A 24,321-nucleotide genomic window follows, 5' to 3' on the forward strand; every position below is an offset into this window, starting at 1 on the left:
TGAAGCCCGCGACAGTCCATCGGCCGCCTGGTGAGGAGTTTTTCGAGTGACCGATCTTGTTGACACCACAGAGATGTATCTCAAGGCAATCCTCGAACTGGAAGAAGAGCGCATCGTGCCGCTGCGGGCTCGGATCGCAGAGCGCTTGCACCATTCTGGGCCTACGGTTTCGCAGACGGTGGCCCGGATGGAAAGGGACGGCCTGGTGGTGGTCTCCGGCGACCGGCATCTGGAGCTGACTGATCTGGGCCGGGAGCGAGCCACCTCGGTGATGCGCAAGCATCGCCTGGCTGAGCGCCTGCTCTCTGATGTGATCAAGCTGGATTGGCCGTATGTGCACGATGAAGCATGCCGCTGGGAGCACGTGATGAGCGAGCAGGTCGAGGAGCGCATCTTCGAACTCCTGGGCCGGCCGGAGGATTCACCTTACGGGAATCCGATTCCGGGCCTGGAGGTCTTCGGGGGGCATAAAGCGCGTGAATTCACGGCGGGCATGATCAATCTCTCCGATGCGATGACGAAGTATCAGCCGGGTTCCCGGGTGCGCTTGGGGCAACTCTCCGAGCGGATCCAGGTGGATCCGGAGCTGCTCGAGCAGTTGGCGGAAGCCGGGCTCAAGCCGGGTGCGGAGGTCTCGCTGGAGCAGGTAGGTGACTACATCGCGGTTAGGGTGCAAGGTATCGAAGGGGCGCTGGAGCTGCCGCAGGAAGTCGCGGTCCACGTTTTCGTGGTGCTGGACGACCCGGCGTCAGCCGAGTGAAGAGTGATGAGGATTTAGGTCACAGAATTATTACAAAACGGCTTCATGCCGTATAGTTATTCTCTGACGCTGACATCAAAGCGTTATCTGAGCCGGTGCCTAACCTTGCCCTCCGGTCGCAGTTTATATAGCCATCAAGGGCAAGGACGGGGGAACCACAACTGGTCAGTTCGCTGATCTTGGGGTGAAGTTCTCATTTTCTGGAGTGCGTTCAGAAGCCACTGCTGTGCGCTTTTCAGGGAGACCGGGTCGCTCTCGATCCGAATCCGACAGCTAACCTCGTAGGCCACGTTCGAGAGTAAAGAAAAGTAGGGAGTTCTGCCCGTGAGTCATCCGGATCAGCCGCAGCGCGGCCGTCGGGCTGCGGTAGTGACCACCGGTCATCCGGTCGTGACACCAAGCAAGAGTAATGATCAGACTGCTGTCACGCAGGGTGCTGCCACCCAGCGCCCCAGGGACGCGGCGCGTCGTGCGCGCCAGGCCGCGCAGCAGCCTTCGGCAACGGTGTCGGCAAGTGCTAGTGAACCGCTGCCCTTCCCGTTGAACCCCTCAGAGTCCGTAACGGCATCAGTGGTTTCCCCAAGCGCGAAATCCGCCGGGCGCGAAGTGTTCTCCACAGCCGCTACGGATTCTGCGGCTCCGATGTCGGCGCTGCCTCGCCGGAGCGCGGTACGGCAGAACGAACGGCTCAGCCAGCAGGCAAACCGCACTGATCGCGGCGTCAGCCGGGCGCATCTGGCTCAGCGCGGCAGCATCGCCATGGCTGCTACTGGCTTGGCCCTCGCCGTGATCGTGCCCTCCACCACCGCCGCTTTGAGCGATCCGGTCGCCTTGGTGGGCAATAACAACGACGCTCTGAGCGCCGCACCAGTTTCTGCCGACAGCGGTGCATCCGTGACGTTCGACGGTGCCGCCGGAGCGAGCAACAACGATCCGGACAACAAGCTCAAGGATGTCCTCAAAGTCTCCGCCAACAAAGTGGCGCCCCTGCAATCCAAGGGCACTCTGGGCGCTCCGTTGGAGAAGCTCCAGACCACCTCGCCCTTCGGGTACCGCGTCAACCCGTTGACCGGTGCTGCTGGTGAACTGCATACCGGTCAGGACTTCGCCGCGCAGTGCGGTACACCCGTTTTCGCTTCTGCGGGCGGCACTGTCTCCTTCGCTAGCTGGGATGTCGGCGGTGGCGGCAATCGCGTGGTGATCGATCATGGCAACGGCCTGAGCACCACGTACAACCACAACACGTCCCTGAACGTCGCCCAGGGCCAGAAGGTCAACCGTGGCGATCTGGTCTCCATGAGCGGCACCACCGGCAACTCCACCGGCTGTCACGTCCACTTCGAGGTTATGGTCGATAACAAGACCGTCGATCCCATGAACTGGCTGGCAACCCCCTGATATCGGCTCCGGATCACGAATCGTGATCGGCTCTAAAATCACAGGAAATTTTTTCGTAACCATAATGTGACATTTGCCGTGAAATGCGGTACTGTCAAAAATGCAACGGCTTCAGCTGAAGCTGCTGCTCTCAGGTAAAAGCCTAACTCTGCCAATTCCTGAGATTCGTTCGCACTATACATCGCATGGCAGAGGCGGGGGAACCACAATTCGGGCCGAAGTCAGGCCCTCGGGGTGAAGTCGCAAAGATCTTCGCAGATCTGCGCGGCCGGGTGACTCCCATCCGAATCCGACAGCTTACCTCGCAGGCTTTTGGGAGAGGTATTACGTGCCGTTCAAGACACCTGCTGGCCGCCACCGCGCGGCTCAACAGACCAGTCCTATCGTTGCTCTATCTCAAGCGGTTACCGCTAACGCCGGGGTCTTCGGTCGCCAAGCAGCAGTTGTCGTCGCTGCAACCGGTCTTGCCGCCGGGGTAACCCTTCCCGCCGTTGCCGCAGAGCAGACTCAGCCCCAGCTGGCGAGTTCAAACATGGCGGTTGCCTCTACAGTCACCGCTGCGCTCGGCGGCCAGGTCACTGCTAGTGCAGAGGCTCCCATCGATTTCCAGCATGTAGCCGCTTCTTCGAAGCCTGCTCCGGCAGAGCGCCCTGCTGCGGAAACGACCACGCAATCGCAGAGCGTCAGCAAAACCCAGCAGGCTCCAGCAGCGGATGCTCTGGCGGGTTCAGGCGACCTCGCCGCGGTTGTTGCCGCTGCCTACCAGGGCGTAGGCAAACCGTACGAATGGGGCGGAACGACCCCTAATGGCTGGGACTGCTCAGGGTTCATCGCCTGGGCCTACGCTCAGGCCGGCATCCAACTCCCGCGGACCAACCAGTGGACTGTGATGGTGCAGACCAGCACGCCCAAGCCGGGCGACCTCGTCGTGCAGAACGGCGGCAGCCACGTTGCCATCTACGTAGGCAATGGCATGGAGGTCGGTGCCCTGAACCCGACCCAGGGAACCCTGCTGACCGCTGTGGATGCCGTTGGTACCGCCACCTACTACACGATGCCCTGAAACTTTTCCCTGACTCGGGTGAATCTCACCAGAGTGCTGAATCACTGAACTGAATACGAAAACTAGAAGACCAATACTAAGAATTTTGAAGGAGAGCACTCTGATATGAGCAACTCCCGGATCGCGCGCCATCGGGCGGAGCCAGCAAAGACTAACTCCATGGCCGTTATCGCCAAGACCATCGGCGGAAACGCAGGCAGCGTCAGTCGTCAGGCTGCTGTGGTCGCAGCAGCATCGGGTCTCGTACTCAGCGGTGGCGTAGTGGCTCAGGGTTCCACCAATGAAGGATCGATCCAGGCCAGCGCCAACAACGTTTCCGCAGCCCCGGCGACGGTCACCGCCAACTTCTCTTCGGTGACCGCTTCGCCGTCCGCGCACGTCGTATTCGAAGCACCCGCAGCTGCTTCCAAGCCCGCACCCAAGCCGGTCGCCGCTAAGCCCCAGGTCGAGACGCAGAGCAACTCCAGCGCCCAGCAGAGTTCTCCGGCCGCTGCGCCCAAGCCTGCTGCTGCTGCTCCTGCTGCCGACGGCAAAGCCGGCAGCATCGGTGCCGGCGTCGCGGCTGCTGCTTATGCTCAGCTGGGCCAGACTCAGGATTGCACGGCTCTGGTACGCCGCGCTCTGAGCGCCATGGGCCTGCCCACCACGCCCATGGGCCCAGAGTATTTCCGCACCCTCGGCCGGGTCCTGGGCCCGGGTGAGTCGCCCAAGCCCGGTGACATCGCCTATTACTCCAATAACGGCTATGGCAGCAAGCACATTGCTATCTACGTAGGCAACGGCCAGGCTGTACACGGTGGTTGGCTAGGCAATCAGACCGTTCTCGGCTCTGTTATTATCCCCACCGGGGCCCCCGACTACTATGTTTCCGTGACGGACAACTAAACTCTGCGCAAGCTGCATGAGGATGACTGGTTCGTCAAAGCGCTTGCCCGGTACCGCATTGGTGCCGGGCAAGCGCTTTTTCAGCATGGTTCATTCTGGTTTCCTACCGACACGTCCTTTACCAAAGTGCCGGATTCGCTGAATGAGACGGCGGCAGCCTAGGCTAAGGACTGAGTTCAAGACCGGGAGCTGCGACAAGGCAGCCGGCTCTGTCGGAGTGCTCCAGGTCAGTCCGGAAGAGGACGCAGATGCGAACCCTTGTGCTGAATGCTGGATACGAACCACTGGCGGTAGTGACTTTCCGCCGGGCGCTGGTCCTTGTCCTGACCGGTAAAGCTTCGGTGCTAGCGGAAGCCGGCGAGCCAGTGATCGGCCCGAATGCCGTTTTCAACCGGCCCTCGGTGATCATCCTCAATCGATATATCAGACTGCCCTACGCAGAGGGAGTGCCGCTGAGTCGCCGCGGAGTGCTCCGACGCGATGAGCATCGGTGCGCGTACTGCGGGAAAGCCGCCAGCACGATCGATCATATTCAGCCGAAATCTCGCGGCGGTGCGGATAGCTGGGAGAATCTGGTCGCTTGCTGCCTCAGGTGCAACAACCTCAAGGGCGATCACACGCCAGCGGAGATGGACTGGGTTCTGCGGATCACCCCGCACGTACCGCGGGGAAGGCGGTGGCAGGTCCGCGAATTCGAGCGCCCTGCGCCGGATTGGGATCCGTTCCTGGGCGAACATGCGGCTTGAGTCTGAGACGGTTGCAGTCCTAGTGCTTGCCGGCGGGGCGGGCAGCAGGCTCGGCGGCATTTGTAAGCCCGCACTCGATTACCGTGGCACTGCTCTTCTGCGCCGGGTCATTAGTGCTGCCAGAGCCGGAATTGCTGATTCCGGAACCGAGCTGCCTCAGCTCGAGCGTCATCCTGAAGCGCAGGGGAGTGCTCCGGTGGTGGTTGTTGGGGATCAGCAGTCCCTCTCCGAGCTGGTGGCGGGCTCGGCGGATATCCGCTGGGCCAGGGAGGATCCGCCGGGCAGCGGGCCAGTGGCGGCCGTGGCAGCGGGTCTCGAAGAAGTGACAAGCCCTTGGACGCTTCTACTTGCCGCTGACCTGCCGGATCCGGGCCCAGCGTTGCGGCAGCTGCTCGCTGCTTGGGACGCGTCAACCGATCTTTCAGACGGCAGGATCCTGATCTCTGCGGAAGCAGAGCAGCCTTTATTCGGAATGTACCGGACCGAGGCTCTGCGCCATGCCATGAACCAGGCCCTTGCTGAGTCCGAGTCTTTGGGGTCTGAGAGCGGAAGCCGCCACGGGCAGCGATCCGGCCCATCATTGCGCCGTGCGATTGCTAAGCTGAAGTTAGTGCGGGTTCTCGTCTCGGAGCAGTGCATCCCAGATATCGATGAACCTGATGACGCCCGTTTCTGGGGAATCGAGATACCGGAGGTAGCGGTGGCGGAAACGAAGGAAGAGATCTTAGCGCGATGGTGCGCAGAATTGCTCGCGCACTACGAGATCCCGGAAACCCAGATCGATATCGATGAGATCTTGAGTCTGGCCGGAAAAGCCGCGCACACTATCGTCCGCCCGGCAGCTCCGCTCACCACGTTCATTGCGGGTTACGCTGCGGGGCTCGCTGCCGGAAGCGGGCAAGCCGCCGAGCCGGTAGCCTTGGAATCGGCGTTCGCGGTAGCCAGGCAAGCAGTACGGCAGTACCCAGACGGGGCTCAGCATTCCGGCGGGAGTGGGACAGACGCGCAGCCGGATGCTTGAACCGGTATCTCCGGACTCGCTCCCTGCAGATCTGAACGACTCACCTCGAGGCCATGAAACCGGCCTGGATTGGTATCTGGCGCGGGAACGGGCGCATCAGGCCGCCATCCCGTTGACCGCAGAGCACATTCCGGTCGATGCTGCCGCAGTGGGCCGCCAGCTGCTCGAACCGGTCACCGCGATTCAGCCGATGATGCACTTCTCCGCTTCTGCTATGGACGGCTGGGCCGTGAGCGGCTCGGAGCCCTGGATTCTCCTGGATGCGCTGGTCGAGGGTGAACGGCTGTACCCCGGGCAAGCGGTCAGTATCGTCACAGGCGGGCAGGTTCCACCGGGCGCTCAGGCGGTTCTGCGCAGTGAAAGCGGGCAAGAAGGGCTCGACGGGGAAGGCCTGCCGGTGCTGCGCCGCGGGCCCGCAGCCAAACCCGGGGAACCCCGGAACGGTCAGCATATCCGTGGCATCGGAGAGGAAGCCCCGGAGGGGGAGCTGCTGGTCGCAGAGGGCACGGTGCTGAGCCCGGTGCACGTGGCACTCGCCTGCCTGGCCGGCCTGGACGAAGTCCCCGTGCGAGCCCGGCCGCGGGTGGGTCTTCTCTACACCGGGGATGAAGTGATCAGCTCTGGGTTGCCGGCACCGGGGCAGGTCCGTGACGTCTTCGGCCCGCAGCTGCCGGCGGTGGTGAGACTCCTGGGCGGTGCCGTCACCCGGCAGCAGCGTCTTCCCGATGATCTCAGCCGTACGGAAGATGCGCTCGCGAGTACCGATGCCGAGCTGCTGATCACCACCGGTGGCACAGCGGGCTCTGCTGCAGATCAGATCCGGACGGCGCTGCAGCGCCTCGGTGCGCAGATCCTGGTGCCCGGAGTGTCAGTCCGGCCGGGTTCGCCCGCACTGCTCGCCCGGCTGCCAACCGGGCACCTAGTGCTGGGGCTGCCGGGAAATCCACTGGCCGCGTTCATGAGCCTGAGCACCCTCGGCGAGCCATTGTTCGCAGGTTTCGCGGGCCGGGAACTGCCGCCGCTGGCAGAGGTCGAAACCGGGGAGGCCTTCGAACCGCTCGAGGGGCGGACCCGGCTGATTCCCTATCGGGAGCGCTACGGATTCGCCTGCCCGGTGCCTTTCGCCGGCGCGGCGATGCTCCGGGGCCTGGCCAGCGCTCGGGGAATCATGGTGATCCCCGAACAGGGTGCCGCTATCGGGGAGTCGGTAGCAGCGCTCCCCTTGCCCTGGATGGCGCATTTCCCCTCCTCGGCAGGTGACTAGCTGGCGGGGGAGGGCTCGGCCGGCTCCAGCCGGATCACCACCGATTTGGAGGTCGGTGTGCCGCTCGTGATCGCTGTGGAGTCGAGCGGAACCAGCACGTTCGTCTCCGGGTAATACGCGGCGGCGCAGCCCCGAGGCGTCGAATAGGCCACCACCCGGAATGCTTTGGCGTGCCGTTCCTGGATCGTCCCGTCCGCCAGCGGCCACTCGGAGATCAGATCAACCATCTGCTCATCGGCCAAGCCCAATTCGGCAAGATCCTCGGCATTGACCATGATGATCCGGCGGCCGTGGTAGATCCCGCGATACCGGTCATCGGTTCCGTAGATCGTGGTGTTGTACTGGTCGTGCGAACGCAGGGTCTGCAGCAGCAGCCGACCGGCGGGAACTTTGGGGTAGTGCAGCTCATTGACCGTAAACTGGGCACGGCCATCGGGGGTGTTGAATCGTATGTCCGCGCTGGGACCGTGCGGCAGCTCGAAGCCACCGGGATTCTCGAGCTTGGCTTCGAAATCCTTGAAACCGGGTACCACTGCGGCGATATGACAGCGGATGAGACTGTAGTCACCGGCTAGGGCGCGCCAGTCCGTTTGCGGGGTACCGGGCTTGGGCGCGCCATCGTCGGTGAGAAGTTTCTCCGCAATCTCGGCGACGATCGCGACCTCTGAGCGCACCTCATCGGAGACCGGAGCCAGCCGCCCGCGTGAGGCGTGCACCATACTCATGGAATCCTCAACGGTCACCTGCTGCTCTCCGCTGCTCTGGGTGTCCCGTTCGGTGCGCCCCAGGGTGGGCAGGATCAGCGCCTGGGTGCCGGTGACCACATGCGAATAGTTGAGCTTCGTGGAGACCTGCACGGTCAGCCGGGTGTTGCGCAGGGCGCGTTCGGTGTGCTCGGTATCGGGGGCGGCCCGGACGAAGTTCCCGCCCATTCCCATGAAGAAGCGGACTTTTCCTTCATCCATGGCACGGATCGCGGCCACGGTGTCGTAGCCGTGCTCGCGCGGTGAGACGAAGTCGAACTCCGCGTCCAGGGCGTTGTGGAAGGTTTCCGGCATCCGCTCGAAGATACCCATGGTTCGATCGCCTTGAACATTGGAGTGCCCGCGGACCGGGGAGACGCCTGCGCCCGGTTTGCCAATGTTGCCCTGGAGCAGCAGCACGTTGACCACATCGCGCAGCATCGCCACGGAGTGCTTGTGCTGGGTCAGGCCCATGGCCCAGCAGATGATGGTGGAATCGGAGGCTTCCAGATCCGCAGCCAATGAGCGGATCTGCTTTTCGGCGAGACCGGTGGCCTCGAGGACTTCGGCCCAATCCAGATCCGCCAGGCCGTCCCGGAAGGCTTCGAAGCCGGTAGTGTGCTCGGCGATGAACTTCTCATCCAGCGCGCCGCGTTCGATGAGGCAGGCGGCGAGGGCCTGGAAGAGGGCTTGATCCCCGCCGAGCTTGATCTGCAGGAACTCATCGGCGATCTTGGTGCCGTTGCCGATGATCCCGCTGATCTCCTGCGGATTGGCGAAGCGGAACAGCCCGGCTTCGGGCAGCGGGTTGATGGCGACGATGCGTGCGCCGTTGCGCTTCGCTTTTTCCAGGGCGGAGAGCATCCGCGGGTGATTGGTGCCAGGGTTCTGCCCGGCGATGATGATGAGCGAAGCCTGGTAGATATCCTCCAGGGAGACCGTACCTTTGCCGATGCCGATGGTTTCGGACAGGGCGGAGCCGGAGGACTCATGGCACATATTCGAGCAGTCCGGAAGATTGTTGGTGCCCAGACCGCGCACCAGGAGCTGGTAGACGAAGGCGGCTTCGTTGCTCGTGCGCCCGGAGGTGTAGAAGACAGCCTGGTCCGGATGATCCAGACCCTTGAGCTCATCGCGGATCATTGCGAAGGCGTCGTCCCAGGAGATCGGCTCGTAGTGTGTAGCACCTTCGCGCAGCACCATCGGGTGCGTGAGCCGGCCCTGCTGGCCCAGCCAGTAGTCGTCCTGTTCCCGGAGCTCCGCTACGGAGTGCTGGGCGAAGAACGCGGGATTCACGGTGCGCTTGGTGGCTTCTTCCGCCACCGCTTTGGCGCCGTTCTCGCAGAACTCGGCGATATGCCGGCGCTCCGGTTCCGGCCAGGCACATCCCGGGCAGTCAAAGCCCTTCTTTTGGTTGACCCGAAACAGCGTCCGCGCGGTACGGACCACACCCATCTGCTCCACCCCAATCTGCAGGGAGTGCATTACTGCGGGCAAGCCAGCGGCCCGGGTCTTCGGTTCCCCGATTTTCAGATCATCTTCGTTGATGCCTTCGCTGGGTGCTTTGCTCATGCGTCCAGTCTAGGTGTCCCGGAAGATTTATGCCTTCGCAGGGCGGCAGAGAGCCGGTGGCGGCCTCGCTATTCTCGCCCCGGCTTGGCAGAATGAAGACGTGAGCAGGCTGATACGACGGGGCAAAGTGCTCAAAGTGGACTTGAGCGATGCGCAGCGCCCGGTGCGGCAGCGGGAAGACACGATAGCGGCTGAAGAGCCGTTGGAAATACGCTTGGGCGAGCAGCCCTTCAGCGTGACCATGCGCACCCCCGGTGATGATTTCGATTTGGTGGCGGGGTTCTTGCTCTCGGAGGCCGTGATCGGCTCCGCAGATGAGCTCGTCTCTCTGCGTTTCTGCGCGGGCGAGGACGAGTCAGGGAGGCAGACTTTCAATGTGGTCCAGGCCCAGCTGCGGCCTGATGTCCCGCTGCCGGATCTGCAACGGCATGTTTACACCACGAGCTCCTGCGGGATCTGCGGCACCGCCTCGATCGACGCGGTGCGCAAGTCATCCCGTTACGTTCCGCAGGCTCCGGAGCTTTTCGATCCCCACCTTCTCGCCGAGCTACCGGAAAGACTGCGCGCTGGGCAGGCGCTCTTCACCCGGACCGGCGGCGTGCACGCGGCGGGGCTTTTCACGGCGGCAGGGGAGTTGCTGTGCCTGCGCGAGGATGTCGGTCGGCATAACGCCGTGGACAAGGTGCTGGGCTGGGCCCTCCGGGAGGGAATGCTGCCGCTCAGCGGAACTATTCTGCAGGTCTCGGGGCGGGCTTCCTTCGAACTGGTTCAGAAAGCGGCGATGGCGGGAGTTCCGGTGCTTTCCGCCGTGAGCGCGCCATCCTCGCTCGCGGTGGTGCTGGCCGAAGAGGCCGGGGTGTGTCTGATCGGGTTCAGCCGGAACCAGAGATTCAATATCTACGCGGGCTCCGAGCGAGTAGCACTCACCGCTTTATCCGCGCGGCTTGCGGGGATTTCCTGAGCCGAATCCTTGTCGAAACCCCGCAGGGCGGCGTAGGATAGTTAGTAACATTTCAAGAATAATTGGTGTGCATGGGGTGTGCACCAATTCTGATACCACTCTAATACCACGTTTCTGGGGGTCCGCTGGTCTGGAATATGACCGGGGTAGGAAGCGTCTGGACACTATGTTGCGTCCTGATTTGTGCCGCATCCTGATGAAGGAGATCCTCTGTGCACGATGACCGCCTGCTGACCGAAGGCCGCCTCGATCGCTTCGTACGGGATCGGATCATTCCGGCCTGTTATCGACGCACGATTCCACTCACCCTCACCGCCTGGGCGGCCCCAGGCGAACCTGTTCCTTTCGAGGAAGCAGCGGCGCAGGACTTCCAGCCCATCGCTCCCGGCACCCGTTGGGGCGCTGCCTGGAGCACGCTCTGGCTGCACGTCACCGGTGAGATCCCCGAGGATTTCGGCGGCAGCGGACTCCGCCCGGAAATCCTGGTGAACCTGGGCTACAGCGAGGACATGCCCGGATTCCAGTGCGAAGGGATAGCCTGGCGCCCGGACGGCAGTCTGGTCAAGGCCCTTTCCCCGCTCAATCGTTACGTTCCCTTGGTCCCGGTAGCCGAGGGTAGCACGATCGACTTCTTCGTCGAAGCCGCCGCGAATCCCAATGTCAGCGGCTCCTGGACCTTCCAGCCCACGGCTCTGGGCGACCGGACGACCGCGGGCGCCGAGCCGATCTATACTCTGGGCGAGATCTGCCTGGCCGAGCTAGATGAAACGGTGCGGGAACTGCGCCAGGACATCTGGACGCTCAGCGGTCTGATGCGGGAACTCCCCACGGATTCACCGCGCCGGCACGGGATCCTGCGGGCTCTGGAGCGCATGCTGGACGTGATGGACCCAGATGATATCGCCGGAACCGCGACGGCGGGCCGTGAGGCTCTGGCTGAGGCCCTGGCGAGCCCTGCGCATGGCTCAGCGCATCGCGTGGTCGCCACCGGCCATGCGCATATCGACTCCGCGTGGCTCTGGCCCGTACGTGAGACCATCCGCAAGTGCGCCCGGACCTTCGCCAATGTGCTCGCGCTCATGGAAGAAGACCCGGACTTCGTCTTCTTCTGCTCTTCCGCGCAGCAGCTGCAGTGGATCAAAGAGTTCTACCCGGACCTCTTCGAGCGGATCAAAGCCAAGGTCGCTACCGGGCAGTTCGTCCTGGTCGGCGGAATGTGGGTGGAATCGGACACCAACCTGCCCGGCGGCGAAGCGATGGCTCGGCAGTTTCTCGAGGGCAAGAGCTTCTTCCGCCAGGAGCTCGACGCCGACTGCCGCGAGGTTTGGCTGCCGGACTCTTTCGGCTACTCCGGTGCGTTGCCGCAGATCGCCCGGCAGGCCGGGATGAACGGGTTCCTGACCCAGAAGATCTCCTGGAATCAGATCAACGTCATGCCGCATCACACCTTCCTCTGGGAAGGCATCGACGGCAGCCGCATCCTGACCCACTTCCCGCCGGTGGATACCTATAACGCCGAGCTCAGCGCGCGCGAGCTTGCCCACGCCGAGCGCAATTTTCGGGAGAAGGGCCGCAGCAACACCTCTCTGGTGCCCTTCGGCTGGGGCGACGGCGGTGGCGGCCCCACGCGGGAGATGCTCGCGGCAGCGCATCGCACGGCAGACTTGGAAGGCTCGCCGAGGGTCCGTATCGCCTCAGCTGCCGAGTTCTTTCGGCAGATCGAAGATGAATACCCCGAGCCGCCCGTGTGGCTCGGCGAGATGTACCTCGAACTGCACCGGGGCACCTACACCACCCAGGCCAAGACCAAAGCCGGCAATCGGCGCAGTGAGCATCTGCTCCGCGAAGCCGAGCTCTGGGCCGCCACGGCGGCAGTGCGCCGGGGCCGCAGCTATCCGGCCGTCGAGCTCAAAAGACTCTGGCAACTCACCCTGCTGCAGCAATTCCACGACATCCTGCCGGGCAGCTCGATCGCCTGGGTGCACCAGGATGCTGAGCGCAACTACGCCGCGATCGCCAGCTCCGCGGAGCAGATCATCGCCGAGTCGCTTCAGACTCTGGCCGGTGATGGCGAGCAGGAACTCGTCTTCAACGCGGCGCCTTTCGAGCGGGAGGGCGTTCCGGCGCTTGCCGCCGCGGGGCCGGTGCGCCCGGAGACCCCCGTGCAGGTTGAAGAGCGCGATGGCGGTTATGTGCTGGACAATGGTCTGGTGCGGGCCGTGATCGATAGCGCGGGTCGGATCACCTCGCTGATGGACTACGCCAGCGGCCGGGAAGCGATAGCACCGGGCGGTGCCGGAAATCGGCTGGAACTGCACCGGGATACCCCTAATGCGTGGGATGCCTGGGATATCGACGAGTTCTACCGGCGCAATGTCACCGAGATCGACGAGGCGCATTCAGTGACGCTGGAGCGCGGTGGTTGGGAAGCCGTTGTGGTCGTGGAAAGCCTGGTCAACTCGTCTCCGCTGACTCAGCGGATCAGCCTGGCAGCGGGCTCGCCTTCGCTGCGGATCGTGAATCACGTGGACTGGCAGGAGCAGGAGAAACTGCTCAAATTGGGCTTCGATCTCGATATCCGCGCCGACCGCAGCACCGCAGAGACCCAGTTCGGCCATATCCACTGACCGACGCACAACAACACTTCCTGGGAAGCGGCGAAGTTCGAGATCTGCGCGCACCGCTGGATCCATGTGGCCGAGCCGGGGTACGGGGTGGCGATCGCCAATGGCTCCACCTACGGGCACGATGTCTCACGCACCGTCCGGCCGGAGGATCAGGGCACGACCACTCGCGTGCGGCTCTCGCTGTTACGTGCGCCGAAGTTCCCCGACCCGGAAGCGGATCTGGGCCAGCACGAGCTCGTGGTGACCATCAGGCCCGGGGCGAGTATCGCCGATGCCGTCGATGAAGGTTACCGGGTCAATCTGCCCTTGCGGACCGTGCAGGGGGCTGAGCCGGTAGAACCGCTCTTCGCGGTCTTCAACGATGCGCTGACCATCGAGGCGGTGAAACTCGCTGCGGACGGCTCGGGGGACGTCATCGTCCGGCTCTACGAGTCCCTGGGTGAGCGCTCCACCGGGCTGATCCGGGCCGATTTCCCAGTGCAGGGCGTTTCCGTGGTGAACCTTCTGGAAGAGCCGGTCGAGGAGCCCACAGGAGTCCTGATCGGCAACGATTCGGCGGAGCTGACGCTCCGCCCCCTCCAGCTCATCACACTCCGCTTCCAGCGTTAGCGGGAGGATTAGCTAACGGGAGGACCAACTAGCGCGAAGGCTAGCGCAGCAGCCGCCGCAGGAACTGCCGGGTACGCGGTTCCTGCGGATCGCCGAGCACCGCATCGGCGGGCCCGTGCTCCACGATGACGCCTTCGTCCATGAACGCCACCTGATCCGCGGTATCCCGGGCGAAGCCGAGTTCGTGCGTGACCATCAGCATCGTCCAGCCGTCATCGGCCAGCTCTCGGATCACGGCGAGCACATCGCCGACCAGTTCCGGGTCGAGTGCTGAGGTTGGTTCGTCGAAAAGCAGAAGCTCAGGCTGCAGAGCCAGGGCGCGGACGATGCCCACGCGCTGCTGCTGGCCGCCGGAGAGCTCGAAGGGGTAGGCGTCTTCGCGTCCGCCCAGGCCGACGCGCTCGAGCAGCGCCCGGGCTTCGGTGACAGCTTCCTCCCGTGGCCGGCGCTGCACCTGCACCGGCCCCTCGATCACGTTCTGCAGCACGGTCATATGCGGAAAGAGATTGTAGTGCTGGAAGACCATGGCGGAGCGGTCCCGGAGTTCGTTCAGTTGGCTCTGCCGCGGGTGCTCGCTGAAATCTATCTGCGTACCGGCTAGATCGACGGTGCCGGCATCGGCGATCTCCAGGCCGTTGAGGCAGCGCAGTACGGTGGTCTTCCCGGAGCCGGAGGGGCCGATCAGCGCCAGCACCGAGCCACGGGGCACCTCCAGGTCGATGCCCTTGAGCACGGGCACGGCCGAATCGCCCGTGCCGAAGCTTTTGCGCAGCCCGCGGACGCCCAGCAGGGGCTTGTGATCTGACGGCGTATCAGTGGGCGACATAGCGGTCCAATCTCTTTTCGATCCGGGATTGTCCCATCGACAGGAAGAGGCAGATGACCCAGTAGATGACGGCTGCCTGCAGGTAGAGCGCCATGAAGTCCCCGCTCACCGAGGCGATCTGCTGGGCCTGTCGGAACAGTTCGGTGACCAAGATCAAGGAGGCGAGTGAGGTGTCCTTGACCAGGGAGATGAAGGTGTTCGACAGCGGCGGAACGGAGACTCTGGCGGCTTGCGGCAGGATGATCCGCCGCAAGGTCTGCTGCCGAGACATGCCGATCATATGCCCGGCTTCCCACTGCCCTTTGGGCACCGACAAGATAGCGGCGCGGATGACCTCTGCGGCGTAGCCGCCCACATTGAGCGATAGCGCGATGATCGCACTCGGCCAGGGCTCTAACCGCACGCCGATGCTGGGCAGACCGTAGAAGATCACGAAGAGCTGGACCAGCAGCGGAGTGCCCCGGATGATCGACACGTAGACTCGGGCGGCCCCGGAGAGGACGCGGTTCTTCCCGATGCGCATGAGAGCCACGAGTAGGGCGATGGCCAGGCCCAGGGCGAAAGAGGCCAGGGCGAGCGGGATAGTGGCGCTGATCGCGCCGAGCAGAAGCGGCCCGAGTGAACTTAGGATGAGATCCCAGCTCATCCGCTGGGCCTTCTTGCGCCCATGTGATCAGCGACGATCGTGACCGGCTGCCTCAGCGGGCGCTCATTCGAGACTACGTTCACTGTGAAATTCACTGTGAAACGTCAGCGCCGAAGTACTTCTCCGAGATCCTGGTCAGCGTGCCATCAGCGGAGAGCTCGGAGAGCGCCTGGTTGACCGCCTCGATGAGCGCCGTCGACCCCTGCCTCGCAACAAAAGCGCTGCGCGAGGTATCCGGGCTCTCTGCGGCGATCTTCAGCCCGCTGTCCGGGGTGTTCTGTTCGAAGTCCAGGAAGGTGAGCTTGTCGTTGACGATCGCATCCACCCGGCCCTGCTGGAGCAAGGCGACGGACTGTGCCCAGCCTTCAACGCCCTGAACGTTAGCGCCGTTCTCCTGAGCCATGCGGTACCAGTTGCTGGTCATCGACTGCGCGGTGGTCTTGCCGTTCAGGTCGTTGAAAGAAGAAATGGAGCTGTCGTCCATCCGGGTGACGATGACACCGGTGGAGAGAGTGTAGGGCGTGGAGAAGAGGTACTTCTGCTCGCGTTCGGGATTAATCGCGATCTGATTCGCGATGAGATCGAAGCGGCTGCTGTCCAGGCCGGCGAAGATTCCATCGAACTGGGTCTCCTGGAAGGTCGCCGTGACGCCCAGTTTCTCGGCGACGGCCTGGGCGATCTCGACATCGTAGCCGGTGATAGCCCCGGAACCTCCATCAGCGCGGTAGGTGAAGGGCTTGTAGGTGCCTTCAGTACCGAAGATGAGCTCCCCGCGAGAGGTGGCATCGCTCAGCGAGGTATCCTCCCCGCTATTGCCTGCCGAGCAGCCGGTGAGAGCAAGAGCGGCGATAACGGCAATACCGGCTAGAGCGCGGAGTTTCATCTGGTTCCTTTACTGCACTGAAGTTCCAATGCGTGGGGGTACTCGACTACAGGCCAGAACGTCATACTCCGGATGGCTGATAAAGCCCCGGGCGTCATAGCCGGTTCGCTGAGATTATCAGTTCCAACAATCGGGGAGCGGGTTTGTATTTCCTCAGATGTCATTAAATCGCACCGACGATTTCCAGGAGTTTCTGGACTGATGGCGAGGCCTCCCGGTTCCAGACCGCGGTGAACTCCCGCAGCAACGGTTCACCGCTGAGCGGAATCCGGATGAGATTCCCCGCGGTGAGGTCGGGTTGGGCGCTGCGCAGGCTCAGTACGGCCGGAGCCACCCCGGCGCGGGCATGGGCCCGGATGATGCTGGTGGTGTCGAGGGTCGCTGCGGGCTCGGCAAGACTCCAGCCGGCGGCTGCCAGCCACGCTTCCAGGGTGTCCCGAGTTCCTGAGCCGACCTCCCGCACGAGCAGCTGGGCAGCGGCGAGGTCTTCGGCGTGCACGGTGCTCTTGCCCGCCCAGGGGTGTTCCGGTGCGGTGACGACGACTAGTTCATCGGAGCACACTGGGCGCCAGAAGAGGCCGCTGGGAATATCCGGCCCCTCTACGAAGCCCAGATGGGCGCTCCCGGTGTTCACCAGTTCGAGGACTTCGGCGGAATTGCACGCGATGAGCCGGACGGTCACTTCGGGGCTCTGCCTGCGCAATTCCAGAAGCCATTCCGGGATCAGCAGTTCTGCGATGGTCTGAGAAGCAGCGATGGTGAGGGTTCCGGCCGGTTGCCGCAGAGCGGCGAGCCCTGCCTCGAGGCGATGCGCTGCCTCGAGCACCGGAGCAGCCAGTTCTAAGAGCATCCGGCCCGCTTCTGTCATCGTCGAGCCCAGTGACGAACGGACCACCAAGCGGACGCCTACCGCGTGTTCGGCGGCGGCCAGGCGTGCCGAGACCGCCTGCTGGGTGATGCCGAGCCGCTGCGCCGCACGGGAGAGCGAACCCGCACGGGCGATCTGCTCGAGTACTTCCAGGGTGTCGAGTTCAAGGGCCCGATCCGTCAGCCGCCGAGTTGCCACAAGGAAATATTGTAGCAATGCGGCTGAATCAGCGTGGTCTTCGAGCAGTGGAAGCCGCCATGATGAAGTCCATGACCATGCATCAGGACTTCTCCGCTCAACCGGCTCAGTCCACCCCGCCATCTTCGGAGCAGCTCCCACGGCAGCGGAAGATTCTCCGTGAACTCGCAGACCGGCGGGAACTCTTCGCGAATCTGGCACCCAACTGGTACGCCTCGATCATGGGCACCGGGATCGTCGCCGTCGCGGGAGCCACACTGCCGTTGCAGTTTCCAGGACTACGCACTGGTGTCACCGTGATCTGGGCGATCGCGGCGCTGCTGCTCGTGGCCTTGAGCGCGGCGACCGTGCTGCACTGGATGAGACACCGACAAATCGCCAGAGGCCATCATCTCAACGCCGTGACCTCGTATTTCTATGGTGCACCGCCTATGGCGTTCCTCACCGTCGGTGCCGGCGCTCTGCTGCTCGGCAAGGACTGGATCGGACTGCAGGCCGCGGTAACGGTCAGCTGGACTCTCTGGACCATCGGCACCGCCCTGGGGCTGCTCAGCGCGATCATCGTGCCCTACCTGGCGTTCACGCGACACCACAACACCGCTGAATCCGCATTCGGCGGCTGGCTCATGCCCATCGTTCCGCCGATGGTCTCCGCCTCAGCCGGGGCGCTGCTGCTGCCATATGCGCCAGCGGGGCAGATCCGCGAGACTCTGTTGTGGGCCTGCTACGGTTTCTTCGGCCTGAGCCTGATCGCTTCGCTCATCGTGATCACGCTCATCTGGAACAGGCTCGTACAGCATCAGATCGGTGCTCCCGGAATGGTGCCCACGCTATGGATTCTCCTGGGCCCGGTGGGCCAATCGATCACCGCGGTGAATCTGCTGGCAGCGAACGCCCCCACGGCGGTCGGCACCAGTACGGCCAGAGCGTTGCTGATGCTGGCCCTGGTGTACGGCTTCGCGATGCTGGGTTTCGCGATGCTGTGGACCGTGATCGCTCTGCTCATCACGATCCGGGCCGTCCGTGAGGGCCTTCCGTTCAGTCTGAGCTGGTGGTCTTTCACCTTCCCCGTGGGCACCTGTGTCACCGGTTTGAACGGTTTGGCGGAGCATTCCGGGCTCGTGCTGGTCCAAGTGCTCGCGGTCATCTACTACCTTGGCCTCATCGCCGCCTGGCTGATCGTAGCGGCCCGTACATTTCACGGGTCGGTGATCCGAGGTACTCTCTTTCTCGCGCCTCGTAACGCTTAATTGATTGAGGGTTGGTCGACGGAGAGCGCGGATTCCAGGGCAACGGAGAAGACTGCTCCGCGAGCAAGGGAAGAGCATATGAGCATGGAAGGGGCGGCGTTCCAGTCGCTGCGCAGCGCCATGAGTGCCGAAGACGATAACGGCGGGGTGAACCGGGAGACCGTCCGCCGCACTATCGCCTTCGCCAAGCCGTACCGGGGCAGGCTGCTGCTCTTCGTGCTGCTCTCCGTGCTGGCCGCTATAGTCGCGGTGGCTACTCCGGTGTTGGCCGGGCAGGTCGTCAACGCTATCGTCGCCGGGAATAACCTGCAGCTGGTGATCTGGTTAGCGGTGCTCATCGCCCTGGTCGCGCTGCTCGAAGCCGGCGTCAACTTCGTGCTCCGCTGGGTCTCCTCGAGACTCGGCGAGGACGTCATCCTCAGCCTGCGCACCTCGGTTTTCGACCACGTGCAGAAGATGCCGATCGCCTTTTTCACCAGGACCCGAACCGGTGCCCTGGTCAGCCGGCTCAACAACGATGTCATCGGAGCGCAGCAGGCCTTCGCCGGTACGCTCTCCGGGATCGTCAGCAACCTGGTGACTCTGCTACTCACCCTCATCGTGATGCTCGGAACCTCCTGGCAGGTCACGGTGTTGGCGCTTCTGCTGCTGCCGGTCTTCCTGCTGCCGGCCCGGCGCTTCGGATCCCGGCTGGCCAACTTGCGGAAACAGGCGGCGAATCTTAATGCGGATATGAGCACTCAGATGACCGAGCGGTTCTCAGCGCCGGGAGCCACTCTGGTCAAACTCTTCGGCCGCCCTGACGAGGAGTCCCGTGAATTCGAGCGGCGCGCCGCCCGGGTCCGGGACATCGGGGTGACCTCGGCTCTGATGCAGTTCACGTTCCTCACGGCGCTCACCCTGGTCTCCGCGCTGGCGCTGGCGCTAGTGTACGGCCTTGGCGGGTTCTATGCGATGCGAGGCGACCTCGCCGCAGGCGATGTCGTCACCCTGGCCCTGCTGCTGACTCGTCTTTATGCTCCGCTGACCGCTCTGGCTAGCGCTCGGGTGGACCTCATGAGCGCCCTGGTCAGTTTCGCCAGGGTTTTCGAAGTGCTCGACCTCACCCCGTTGATCGTCCAGAAGCCGGATGCCAAGACCTTGCCCCAGAAGGCGCTCGGCGTGGAGTTCGATCACGTCCGCTTCGGTTATCCGGCTGCGGATAAAGTCTCGCTGGCCTCCCTCGAAGAAGTAGCCACGCTCGATGCGCGAGCCGGTGAAGAAGTGCTGCACGGGATCAGCTTCACCGCGGAGCCGGGCCAGACCATCGCCCTGGTGGGTTCCTCCGGGGCAGGCAAGTCCACCATCGCGCAGTTGCTGGCCCGGCTTTACGATGTGGATTCCGGATCGGTGCGGATCGGCGGCGTGGATATCCGGGATCTGACCTTCGAATCCCTCCGGGAATCGCTCAGCATGGTCACCCAGGACGGCCACCTCTTCCATGAGAGCATCAGATCCAATCTGCTGCTGGTCAAGCCCGAAGCCACTGAGGAGGAGATCTGGTCAGCACTGCGTCGGGCTCGCCTGGAAGGGCTGATCGCGAGCCTGCCCGACGGCCTGGACACCGTGGTCGGAGAACGTGGCTACCGGCTTTCTGGAGGAGAGCGGCAGCGGCTCACGATCGCCAGACTGCTGCTGATCCAGCCCGCAGTGGTGATTCTGGATGAAGCGACCGCAGCCCTAGATTCGACGAATGAGGCGGCGGTGCAGGCCGCGCTCGCCGAGGCGCTCCGGGGCCGGACGGCCGTGGTGATCGCGCACCGGCTCTCCACCGTCCGGGAGGCGGATATGATCCTGGTGGTCGAGGCCGGGCAGATCGTAGAGCGCGGTACGCATGCGGAGCTGCTGGCTGCTCAGGGCCGGTACGCGGATCTGTATCACACCCAGTTCGCCTCGGCGACGTGATGCGTCAGCGTGATGCTTCAGCAGCGCGTCCAGCGACTGCTGAGCAGCTGATGCTTAGCCGACCCGTGCACTCGCCAGATCACGCTCAGCTCCTGCGGGCCGAGCACCCGGTATTCGGCCCGGTACAGATCCGCAGCGCAGGGATGCTCCGCCTGCCATGACCCAGCGTGCAGATCCAGGCGGTGGAAGAAGCCTCCATGGTCGAAGTACCAGTCCAGCACGGCCGGATGATCAGTGCTGCGCAGCAGATACTCCCGGCTGACCTCGACGGTGGCGGATTGCCAGCGCAGGGTGCCCTGTTCCCGGTAGACCAGGCCGGTGCCGGAGGGTTCGATAGAGACCGTTCCGATGAATTCGCCGCTGCCGCTTGCCGGAGCGTCGCATTCGGTGACTGTCCGCTGGATATCCCAGCTGCCGGAGAGGAATTCCGTGGCATCGGCCACCGGGTGGCGGCCCGCAGGGTGCTCAGGCCAGGAAGCGCTCACGTGCCCGAGGCGGGATTCGAACCCACGGCCTTCCCTTTAGGAGAGGGACGCTCTATCCTGCTGAGCTACTCGGGCCGTTCGCGCGGGTACGAGTAGGAGTATCCGCGCATCCGCCAGCTTACCGTACCGGCTCAGGTCGTCCTGCTGCGATTCGGTCGGGGTCGCGGTTTACTCTGAGACTATGAGGCAGGATGCGCGGATTTTGCTGAGAACGCTCTTCGGGGCCTGGGCCGTGCTCAGCATCCTGCAGTTCTTCCTGGCGGAGATTGTTGTCGTGATGGCCTGGGCCGGCCCTGCGCCGTATAGCTGGGTGGGCAATTACATCAGTGATCTGGGAGCCCTGAACTGCGGCTTGTACCAGGGCCGGGAGGTCTGCTCCCCGTTGAACGGGGTGATGAACGCCTCCTTCATCCTGCAGGGCCTGGGCCTGCTCGCCGGCGGCTTCCTCATGAGCACCAGGCTACTGGGCTTCGGCGGACACCCGGAACAGGACTATGGCCCGCAGCTCCGTGCTGCGCAATGGGTCAGGGTCTTGCTGATCGTCGCGGGGCTCGGCGTGACTTTCGTCGGGCTGGTACCCGAGGACACGATCTCCCAGCTCCATTACTCCGCGGCCATCTTGTTCTTCGTCTCCGGGGTCATCGCGCAGTTCGTGCTGTGGTGGATCTGGACGGGGCGCAGCTGGGCCAGCTGGATCCTGCTGGCTACCGGCATCGTCTCCGCACTGGCCACCGCCGTCTTCATCGGCTTGATCATGCTCTCGGATGTCCTGGACCCCTATGCCGGTCTGGTGGAACGGCTGATCGCTTCCGCACTGGCCACCGCCGTCTTCATCGGCTTGATCATGCTCTCGGATGTCCTGGACCCCTATGCCGGTCTGGTGGAACGGCTGATCGCTTATCCGGTGATCCTGGGGTTCTCTGTGATGGGGGCGACGGTTGCCCTCGGCGCGAATCGGGAACGCAAGCGTCAGATCTGACGCCGGCCGGTCACTCCTGGCTGTTCTTGCCCTTGTCTCTGGTTTCTGCTGAGCCGAGGATTTCTCGCTGCAGCCTGCGCCTGAAACGTAGCCCTCGGCTGATCAGCAGAACTGCCCCGCTGATCAGGGACAGGATGAGCAGTGCCCAAGACGAGACGACGAGCACACTCGCTAGCTGCGCCTGCCCGGGGTCGACAGTCTCCGCCGAGAGTACCCCATCGATCACCACATTGGCGCTAAGCTGAACCACCGCGAAAGCCAGTGGCGGAAGCCAGAGTAGCCAGCGAATTACGCCGCGTGCGGTATTGAGGCCGATCAGCAGCAGCCAGGTGAAGCCGAAGATCAGTGGGAACAGGGTGCCTGCGGTTCTATGGACGTACTGCAGCTGCCCCAGCCCTTCCGCATTGAGCGCAGCGCGCAGAGCGCTGATGTACTCGGGAGCGAACCCGAAGATCATGGAATCCGGCATGACCAGGCCATCGGAGAGCTGCGTCATCTGGCTGAGCGTCAGCAGGTGGTAGTACCAGAACATGAAGGCACTCGCGATGACTCCCGCGATGACGATCAAGGATCCGTTACTACCGGTATTCCGGCCGCTTTCCGATGCGATATCAGAGCCCGGGAGCGGCGCCCCGGCAGCAGGGCGAGTGGGGGTGTACCCCGTGTTTGCTCGGGTGGCGCGATCGCCGTGCTTCTTCGCGCGCTGTGAAGGGGTCTTGGCCATAGCCGCTATTGTCGCATCGAGACGCTGTACGGAGACAGCTCGGCGGCCCAAGTCAGGAGTGCAGGTGGCCGGAATGTTCCGGTATGAATGATGTACGTTATGATGTTATCCATACGTTGCGGTGAGGCTCTGGGATTCCCGGGGCCTTCTTTGACGTAGTTTGACGTAAGCGCCTACCGTGAATGCCGATGCTTTAGGGGAACCCGTGTTACTTGCTGGCCGGAAAACACTGATGACCGCGGGGGCCAGCCTCGTGCTTCTGATGGGGCTCACCGGATGCGGGGGCGCCGATAACACAGCTCCGGCTAGCAGCCAGGCCCCGGCGACCACGCCGGCTGCTTCGGGGGCATCTTCAGCGGACGCCTCTGCGCTCGCGGCCCAGCTGACACCGGCTGACGCCAGTACTCTAAGCGATCCGGCTTCGCCACGGGCCACTTTGGTGGTCTTCACCAACTATCAGTGCCCTTACTGCGCCACGATGGATCAGCAGCTGCACCGGGCGGCCCAGGACTATGGTGATGACCTGCGAATCGTAGTGCGCAACTTCCCCTTGCCGCAGCACCGTAATGCGCCTTTAGCGGCCCAGGCTGCAGAAGCCGCAGGTGAGCAGAGCGCTTTCAGCCAGATGGCGGGGCTGATCTTTGAGCGGCAGAGCGAGTGGGCTTCTATGGAAAGCGGCCTGGAGGAAGTCTTCGCGGGATATGCTCAGCAGCTCGGCCTGGATCAGGCTCAGTTCACCACAGACCTGAACTCCCAGAAGATCCGGGATCGGGTACAGCGTGATATGCAGACCGCGAATGAACTCGGGGTGCGCGGCACGCCGACCCTGGTGCTCAATAATGAGCTGCTCCAGGTGGACTCTTCGGATTACGCCGCCTTGCAGCAGTCTATTGAGCAGGCGCTCGCAAACTGATCTGCTAACCGTATCGCTGCGGTCAGTCAGGTTATAGGCTGAACCGTATGGACGAAACGCTTCCAGTACTGTCAGAACTAGAACTGCCGGATCTGGATGCGGATCTGGATGATTCGAATCTGGCCGCGCAGTTAGTCCGGACCGCCGGGCAGCTGGCATATCAGATGCGGGCTCAGGGCCTTCAGGGGCAACGCAAGACCACCGTCTCCGATGTGGTCACCGCTGCGGATCAAGCTGCTGAGGAATACATCGTCGCCCAGCTGACCCGCGTGCGTCCGGATGATGGAATCCTGGGTGAAGAAGGCGCTGCCCGCGCGTCTCGTAGTGGGCGTTCGTGGGTGATCGATCCTGTCGACGGCACGTACAACTTCCTTTCCGGGTTGAGCTATTGGTGTTCTGCTATCGCGCTCAGACGTGATGTCGCTTCAACTGGTGCCAAGACTGCCGATCCTGAGGTCATTCTCGGCGCGGTGTATCAGATCCAGGAGGACAAGCTCTGGTTGGGCGGAGAGGCTCTAGCGGCGACACTGAACGGCCGGCCGATCAGCGTCGCCGCAGCAGAGGATTCAACAGCATCGGGCGAGATCGGGGCCCTGGGGCAGATCAGCGCCGCGACCTACCTGCACCCCAGCTGGCTCGCCGCCCCCGATGCCCGGGAACCCTGGCTGGCTGCCGCGCAGAAACTGGCCACTATCCGGATGCTGGGCTCCGGTTCCTGCGATCTCTCCCGGGTGGCCCAGGGCGAGTTGGGCTGCTGGTTCCAGCACTCCACCGCGGAATGGGACTGGCTTCCGGGCAAGGCCATCGTGCGTGCCGCAGGAGGCGCCACGGAGACCCTCGAGGTTCGTGGACTGCGCTGGTTCCTGGCGGGCAGTGCGCTCGCTGTGGCCGAGCTCAGTGCAGCGCTCCGGGGCGGGTGATCCAGGATTGCGGCTCTCTGGTGCGGAGGAACCCTT

At 63.5% G+C, this 24,321-nt stretch carries 20 protein-coding genes, 1 tRNA gene, 1 pseudogene and 2 riboswitches; of the genes and pseudogenes, 14 read left to right on the plus strand and 8 right to left on the minus strand.

Going from position 1 to position 24,321, the window contains the following annotated elements; genetic code table 11:
• Positions 1 to 46 precede the first annotated feature (46 nt).
• From C501_RS0103985 to C501_RS0104015, 7 genes are all read left to right on the plus strand, one after another.
• A complete protein-coding gene (locus C501_RS0103985; RefSeq protein ID WP_018134340.1) occupies positions 47 to 760 on the plus strand; it encodes an iron-dependent transcriptional repressor DtxR in 714 nt (237 codons plus the stop codon).
• 119 nt (positions 761 to 879) lie between these two features.
• Positions 880 to 1,064, plus strand: a riboswitch (cyclic di-AMP (ydaO/yuaA leader).
• Between the two features lie 20 nt (positions 1,065 to 1,084).
• Positions 1,085 to 2,158: a M23 family metallopeptidase gene (locus C501_RS14710; protein WP_245532399.1), complete on the plus strand. Its 1,074-nt coding sequence runs from the start codon at positions 1,085 to 1,087 to the stop codon at positions 2,156 to 2,158.
• Positions 2,159 to 2,297: 139 nt separating this feature from the next.
• Positions 2,298 to 2,484, plus strand: a riboswitch (cyclic di-AMP (ydaO/yuaA leader).
• A 2-nt stretch (positions 2,485 to 2,486) separates the two neighbouring features.
• Positions 2,487 to 3,221, plus strand: a complete 735-nt coding sequence (locus C501_RS0103995) for a C40 family peptidase (protein WP_245532400.1) — start codon at positions 2,487 to 2,489, stop codon at positions 3,219 to 3,221.
• A 105-nt stretch (positions 3,222 to 3,326) separates the two neighbouring features.
• Positions 3,327 to 4,106, plus strand: a complete 780-nt coding sequence (locus C501_RS0104000; RefSeq protein ID WP_018134343.1) for an NlpC/P60 family protein — start codon at positions 3,327 to 3,329, stop codon at positions 4,104 to 4,106.
• 248 nt (positions 4,107 to 4,354) lie between these two features.
• On the plus strand, positions 4,355 to 4,852 hold the full coding sequence (locus C501_RS0104005; protein WP_018134344.1) for an HNH endonuclease: 498 nt from the start codon (positions 4,355 to 4,357) through the stop codon (positions 4,850 to 4,852).
• A complete protein-coding gene (locus C501_RS0104010) occupies positions 4,842 to 5,873 on the plus strand; it encodes a DUF6457 domain-containing protein (RefSeq protein ID WP_083906532.1) in 1,032 nt (343 codons plus the stop codon). Before C501_RS0104005 ends, C501_RS0104010 begins: the two co-directional genes overlap by 11 nt.
• Positions 5,866 to 7,137, plus strand: coding sequence for a molybdopterin molybdotransferase MoeA (locus tag C501_RS0104015; protein WP_018134346.1), 1,272 nt, complete (start codon positions 5,866 to 5,868; stop codon positions 7,135 to 7,137). Before C501_RS0104010 ends, C501_RS0104015 begins: the two co-directional genes overlap by 8 nt.
• Here the strand turns inward: C501_RS0104015 and C501_RS0104020 are convergent.
• Complete coding sequence (locus C501_RS0104020; RefSeq protein ID WP_018134347.1) at positions 7,134 to 9,452, minus strand: FdhF/YdeP family oxidoreductase; 2,319 nt, start codon at positions 9,450 to 9,452, stop codon at positions 7,134 to 7,136. The two genes, C501_RS0104015 and C501_RS0104020, sit on opposite strands and share 4 nt — an antisense overlap.
• A 100-nt stretch (positions 9,453 to 9,552) precedes the next feature.
• Here C501_RS0104020 and fdhD point away from each other — a divergent pair, with 100 nt between their 5' ends.
• Both fdhD and C501_RS12450 read left to right on the plus strand, forming a co-directional pair.
• Entirely contained in the window at positions 9,553 to 10,413 is an 861-nt protein-coding gene (fdhD, locus tag C501_RS0104025) for a formate dehydrogenase accessory sulfurtransferase FdhD (protein ID WP_043568167.1), read from the plus strand.
• A 212-nt stretch (positions 10,414 to 10,625) separates the two neighbouring features.
• A pseudogene (locus C501_RS12450) lies at positions 10,626 to 13,649 on the plus strand (alpha-mannosidase).
• A gap of 40 nt (positions 13,650 to 13,689) precedes the next feature.
• Here the strand turns inward: C501_RS12450 and C501_RS0104035 are convergent.
• From C501_RS0104035 to C501_RS0104050, 4 genes are all read right to left on the minus strand, one after another.
• Positions 13,690 to 14,475, minus strand: coding sequence for an amino acid ABC transporter ATP-binding protein (locus tag C501_RS0104035; RefSeq protein WP_018134351.1), 786 nt, complete (start codon positions 14,473 to 14,475; stop codon positions 13,690 to 13,692).
• The gene (locus C501_RS0104040) at positions 14,462 to 15,121 is read right to left on the minus strand and encodes an amino acid ABC transporter permease (RefSeq protein ID WP_018134352.1); all 660 of its coding nucleotides are present in this window, start codon (positions 15,119 to 15,121) and stop codon (positions 14,462 to 14,464) included. Before C501_RS0104040 ends, C501_RS0104035 begins: the two co-directional genes overlap by 14 nt.
• A 91-nt stretch (positions 15,122 to 15,212) precedes the next feature.
• Positions 15,213 to 16,004 (minus strand): amino acid ABC transporter substrate-binding protein, encoded by a 792-nt coding sequence (locus C501_RS0104045; protein WP_018134353.1) that lies wholly within the window; start codon positions 16,002 to 16,004, stop codon positions 15,213 to 15,215.
• 163 nt (positions 16,005 to 16,167) lie between these two features.
• Positions 16,168 to 17,070 (minus strand): LysR family transcriptional regulator, encoded by a 903-nt coding sequence (locus C501_RS0104050; protein WP_018134354.1) that lies wholly within the window; start codon positions 17,068 to 17,070, stop codon positions 16,168 to 16,170.
• Between the two features lie 17 nt (positions 17,071 to 17,087).
• On the opposite strand from C501_RS0104050, the gene C501_RS0104055 reads away from it, so the two are divergent.
• Positions 17,088 to 18,320 (plus strand): TDT family transporter, encoded by a 1,233-nt coding sequence (locus tag C501_RS0104055; protein ID WP_245532401.1) that lies wholly within the window; start codon positions 17,088 to 17,090, stop codon positions 18,318 to 18,320.
• Between the two features lie 78 nt (positions 18,321 to 18,398).
• On the plus strand, positions 18,399 to 20,264 hold the full coding sequence (locus C501_RS0104060; protein WP_018134356.1) for an ABC transporter ATP-binding protein: 1,866 nt from the start codon (positions 18,399 to 18,401) through the stop codon (positions 20,262 to 20,264).
• A gap of 17 nt (positions 20,265 to 20,281) precedes the next feature.
• Here C501_RS0104060 and C501_RS13925 read toward each other — a convergent pair whose 3' ends face one another.
• Together C501_RS13925 and C501_RS0104070 are read right to left on the minus strand one after the other, a co-directional pair.
• Positions 20,282 to 20,749 carry a DUF6314 family protein gene (locus C501_RS13925; protein ID WP_018134357.1) on the minus strand — a complete coding sequence of 156 codons (468 nt, stop codon included), beginning with the start codon at positions 20,747 to 20,749 and terminating at the stop codon, positions 20,282 to 20,284.
• Position 20,750: 1 nt separating this feature from the next.
• Positions 20,751 to 20,824 (minus strand) — tRNA-Arg (locus C501_RS0104070).
• A 106-nt stretch (positions 20,825 to 20,930) separates the two neighbouring features.
• On the opposite strand from C501_RS0104070, the gene C501_RS12460 reads away from it, so the two are divergent.
• Positions 20,931 to 21,728: a DUF998 domain-containing protein gene (locus tag C501_RS12460; RefSeq protein WP_018134358.1), complete on the plus strand. Its 798-nt coding sequence runs from the start codon at positions 20,931 to 20,933 to the stop codon at positions 21,726 to 21,728.
• A 10-nt stretch (positions 21,729 to 21,738) separates the two neighbouring features.
• On the opposite strand, the gene C501_RS0104080 is transcribed toward C501_RS12460, so the two are convergent.
• A complete protein-coding gene (locus tag C501_RS0104080) occupies positions 21,739 to 22,452 on the minus strand; it encodes a hypothetical protein (protein WP_018134359.1) in 714 nt (237 codons plus the stop codon).
• Positions 22,453 to 22,684: 232 nt separating this feature from the next.
• On the opposite strand from C501_RS0104080, the gene C501_RS12465 reads away from it, so the two are divergent.
• Complete coding sequence (locus tag C501_RS12465) at positions 22,685 to 23,365, plus strand: DsbA family protein (RefSeq protein WP_018134360.1); 681 nt, start codon at positions 22,685 to 22,687, stop codon at positions 23,363 to 23,365.
• Positions 23,366 to 23,412: 47 nt separating this feature from the next.
• The gene (locus C501_RS0104090; RefSeq protein WP_018134361.1) at positions 23,413 to 24,285 is read left to right on the plus strand and encodes an inositol monophosphatase family protein; all 873 of its coding nucleotides are present in this window, start codon (positions 23,413 to 23,415) and stop codon (positions 24,283 to 24,285) included.
• The last annotated feature ends 36 nt before the right edge of the window (positions 24,286 to 24,321 follow it).

The sequence above is a fragment of the Acaricomes phytoseiuli DSM 14247 genome, assembly GCF_000376245.1.
Taxonomy (GTDB): domain Bacteria; phylum Actinomycetota; class Actinomycetes; order Actinomycetales; family Micrococcaceae; genus Renibacterium; species Renibacterium phytoseiuli.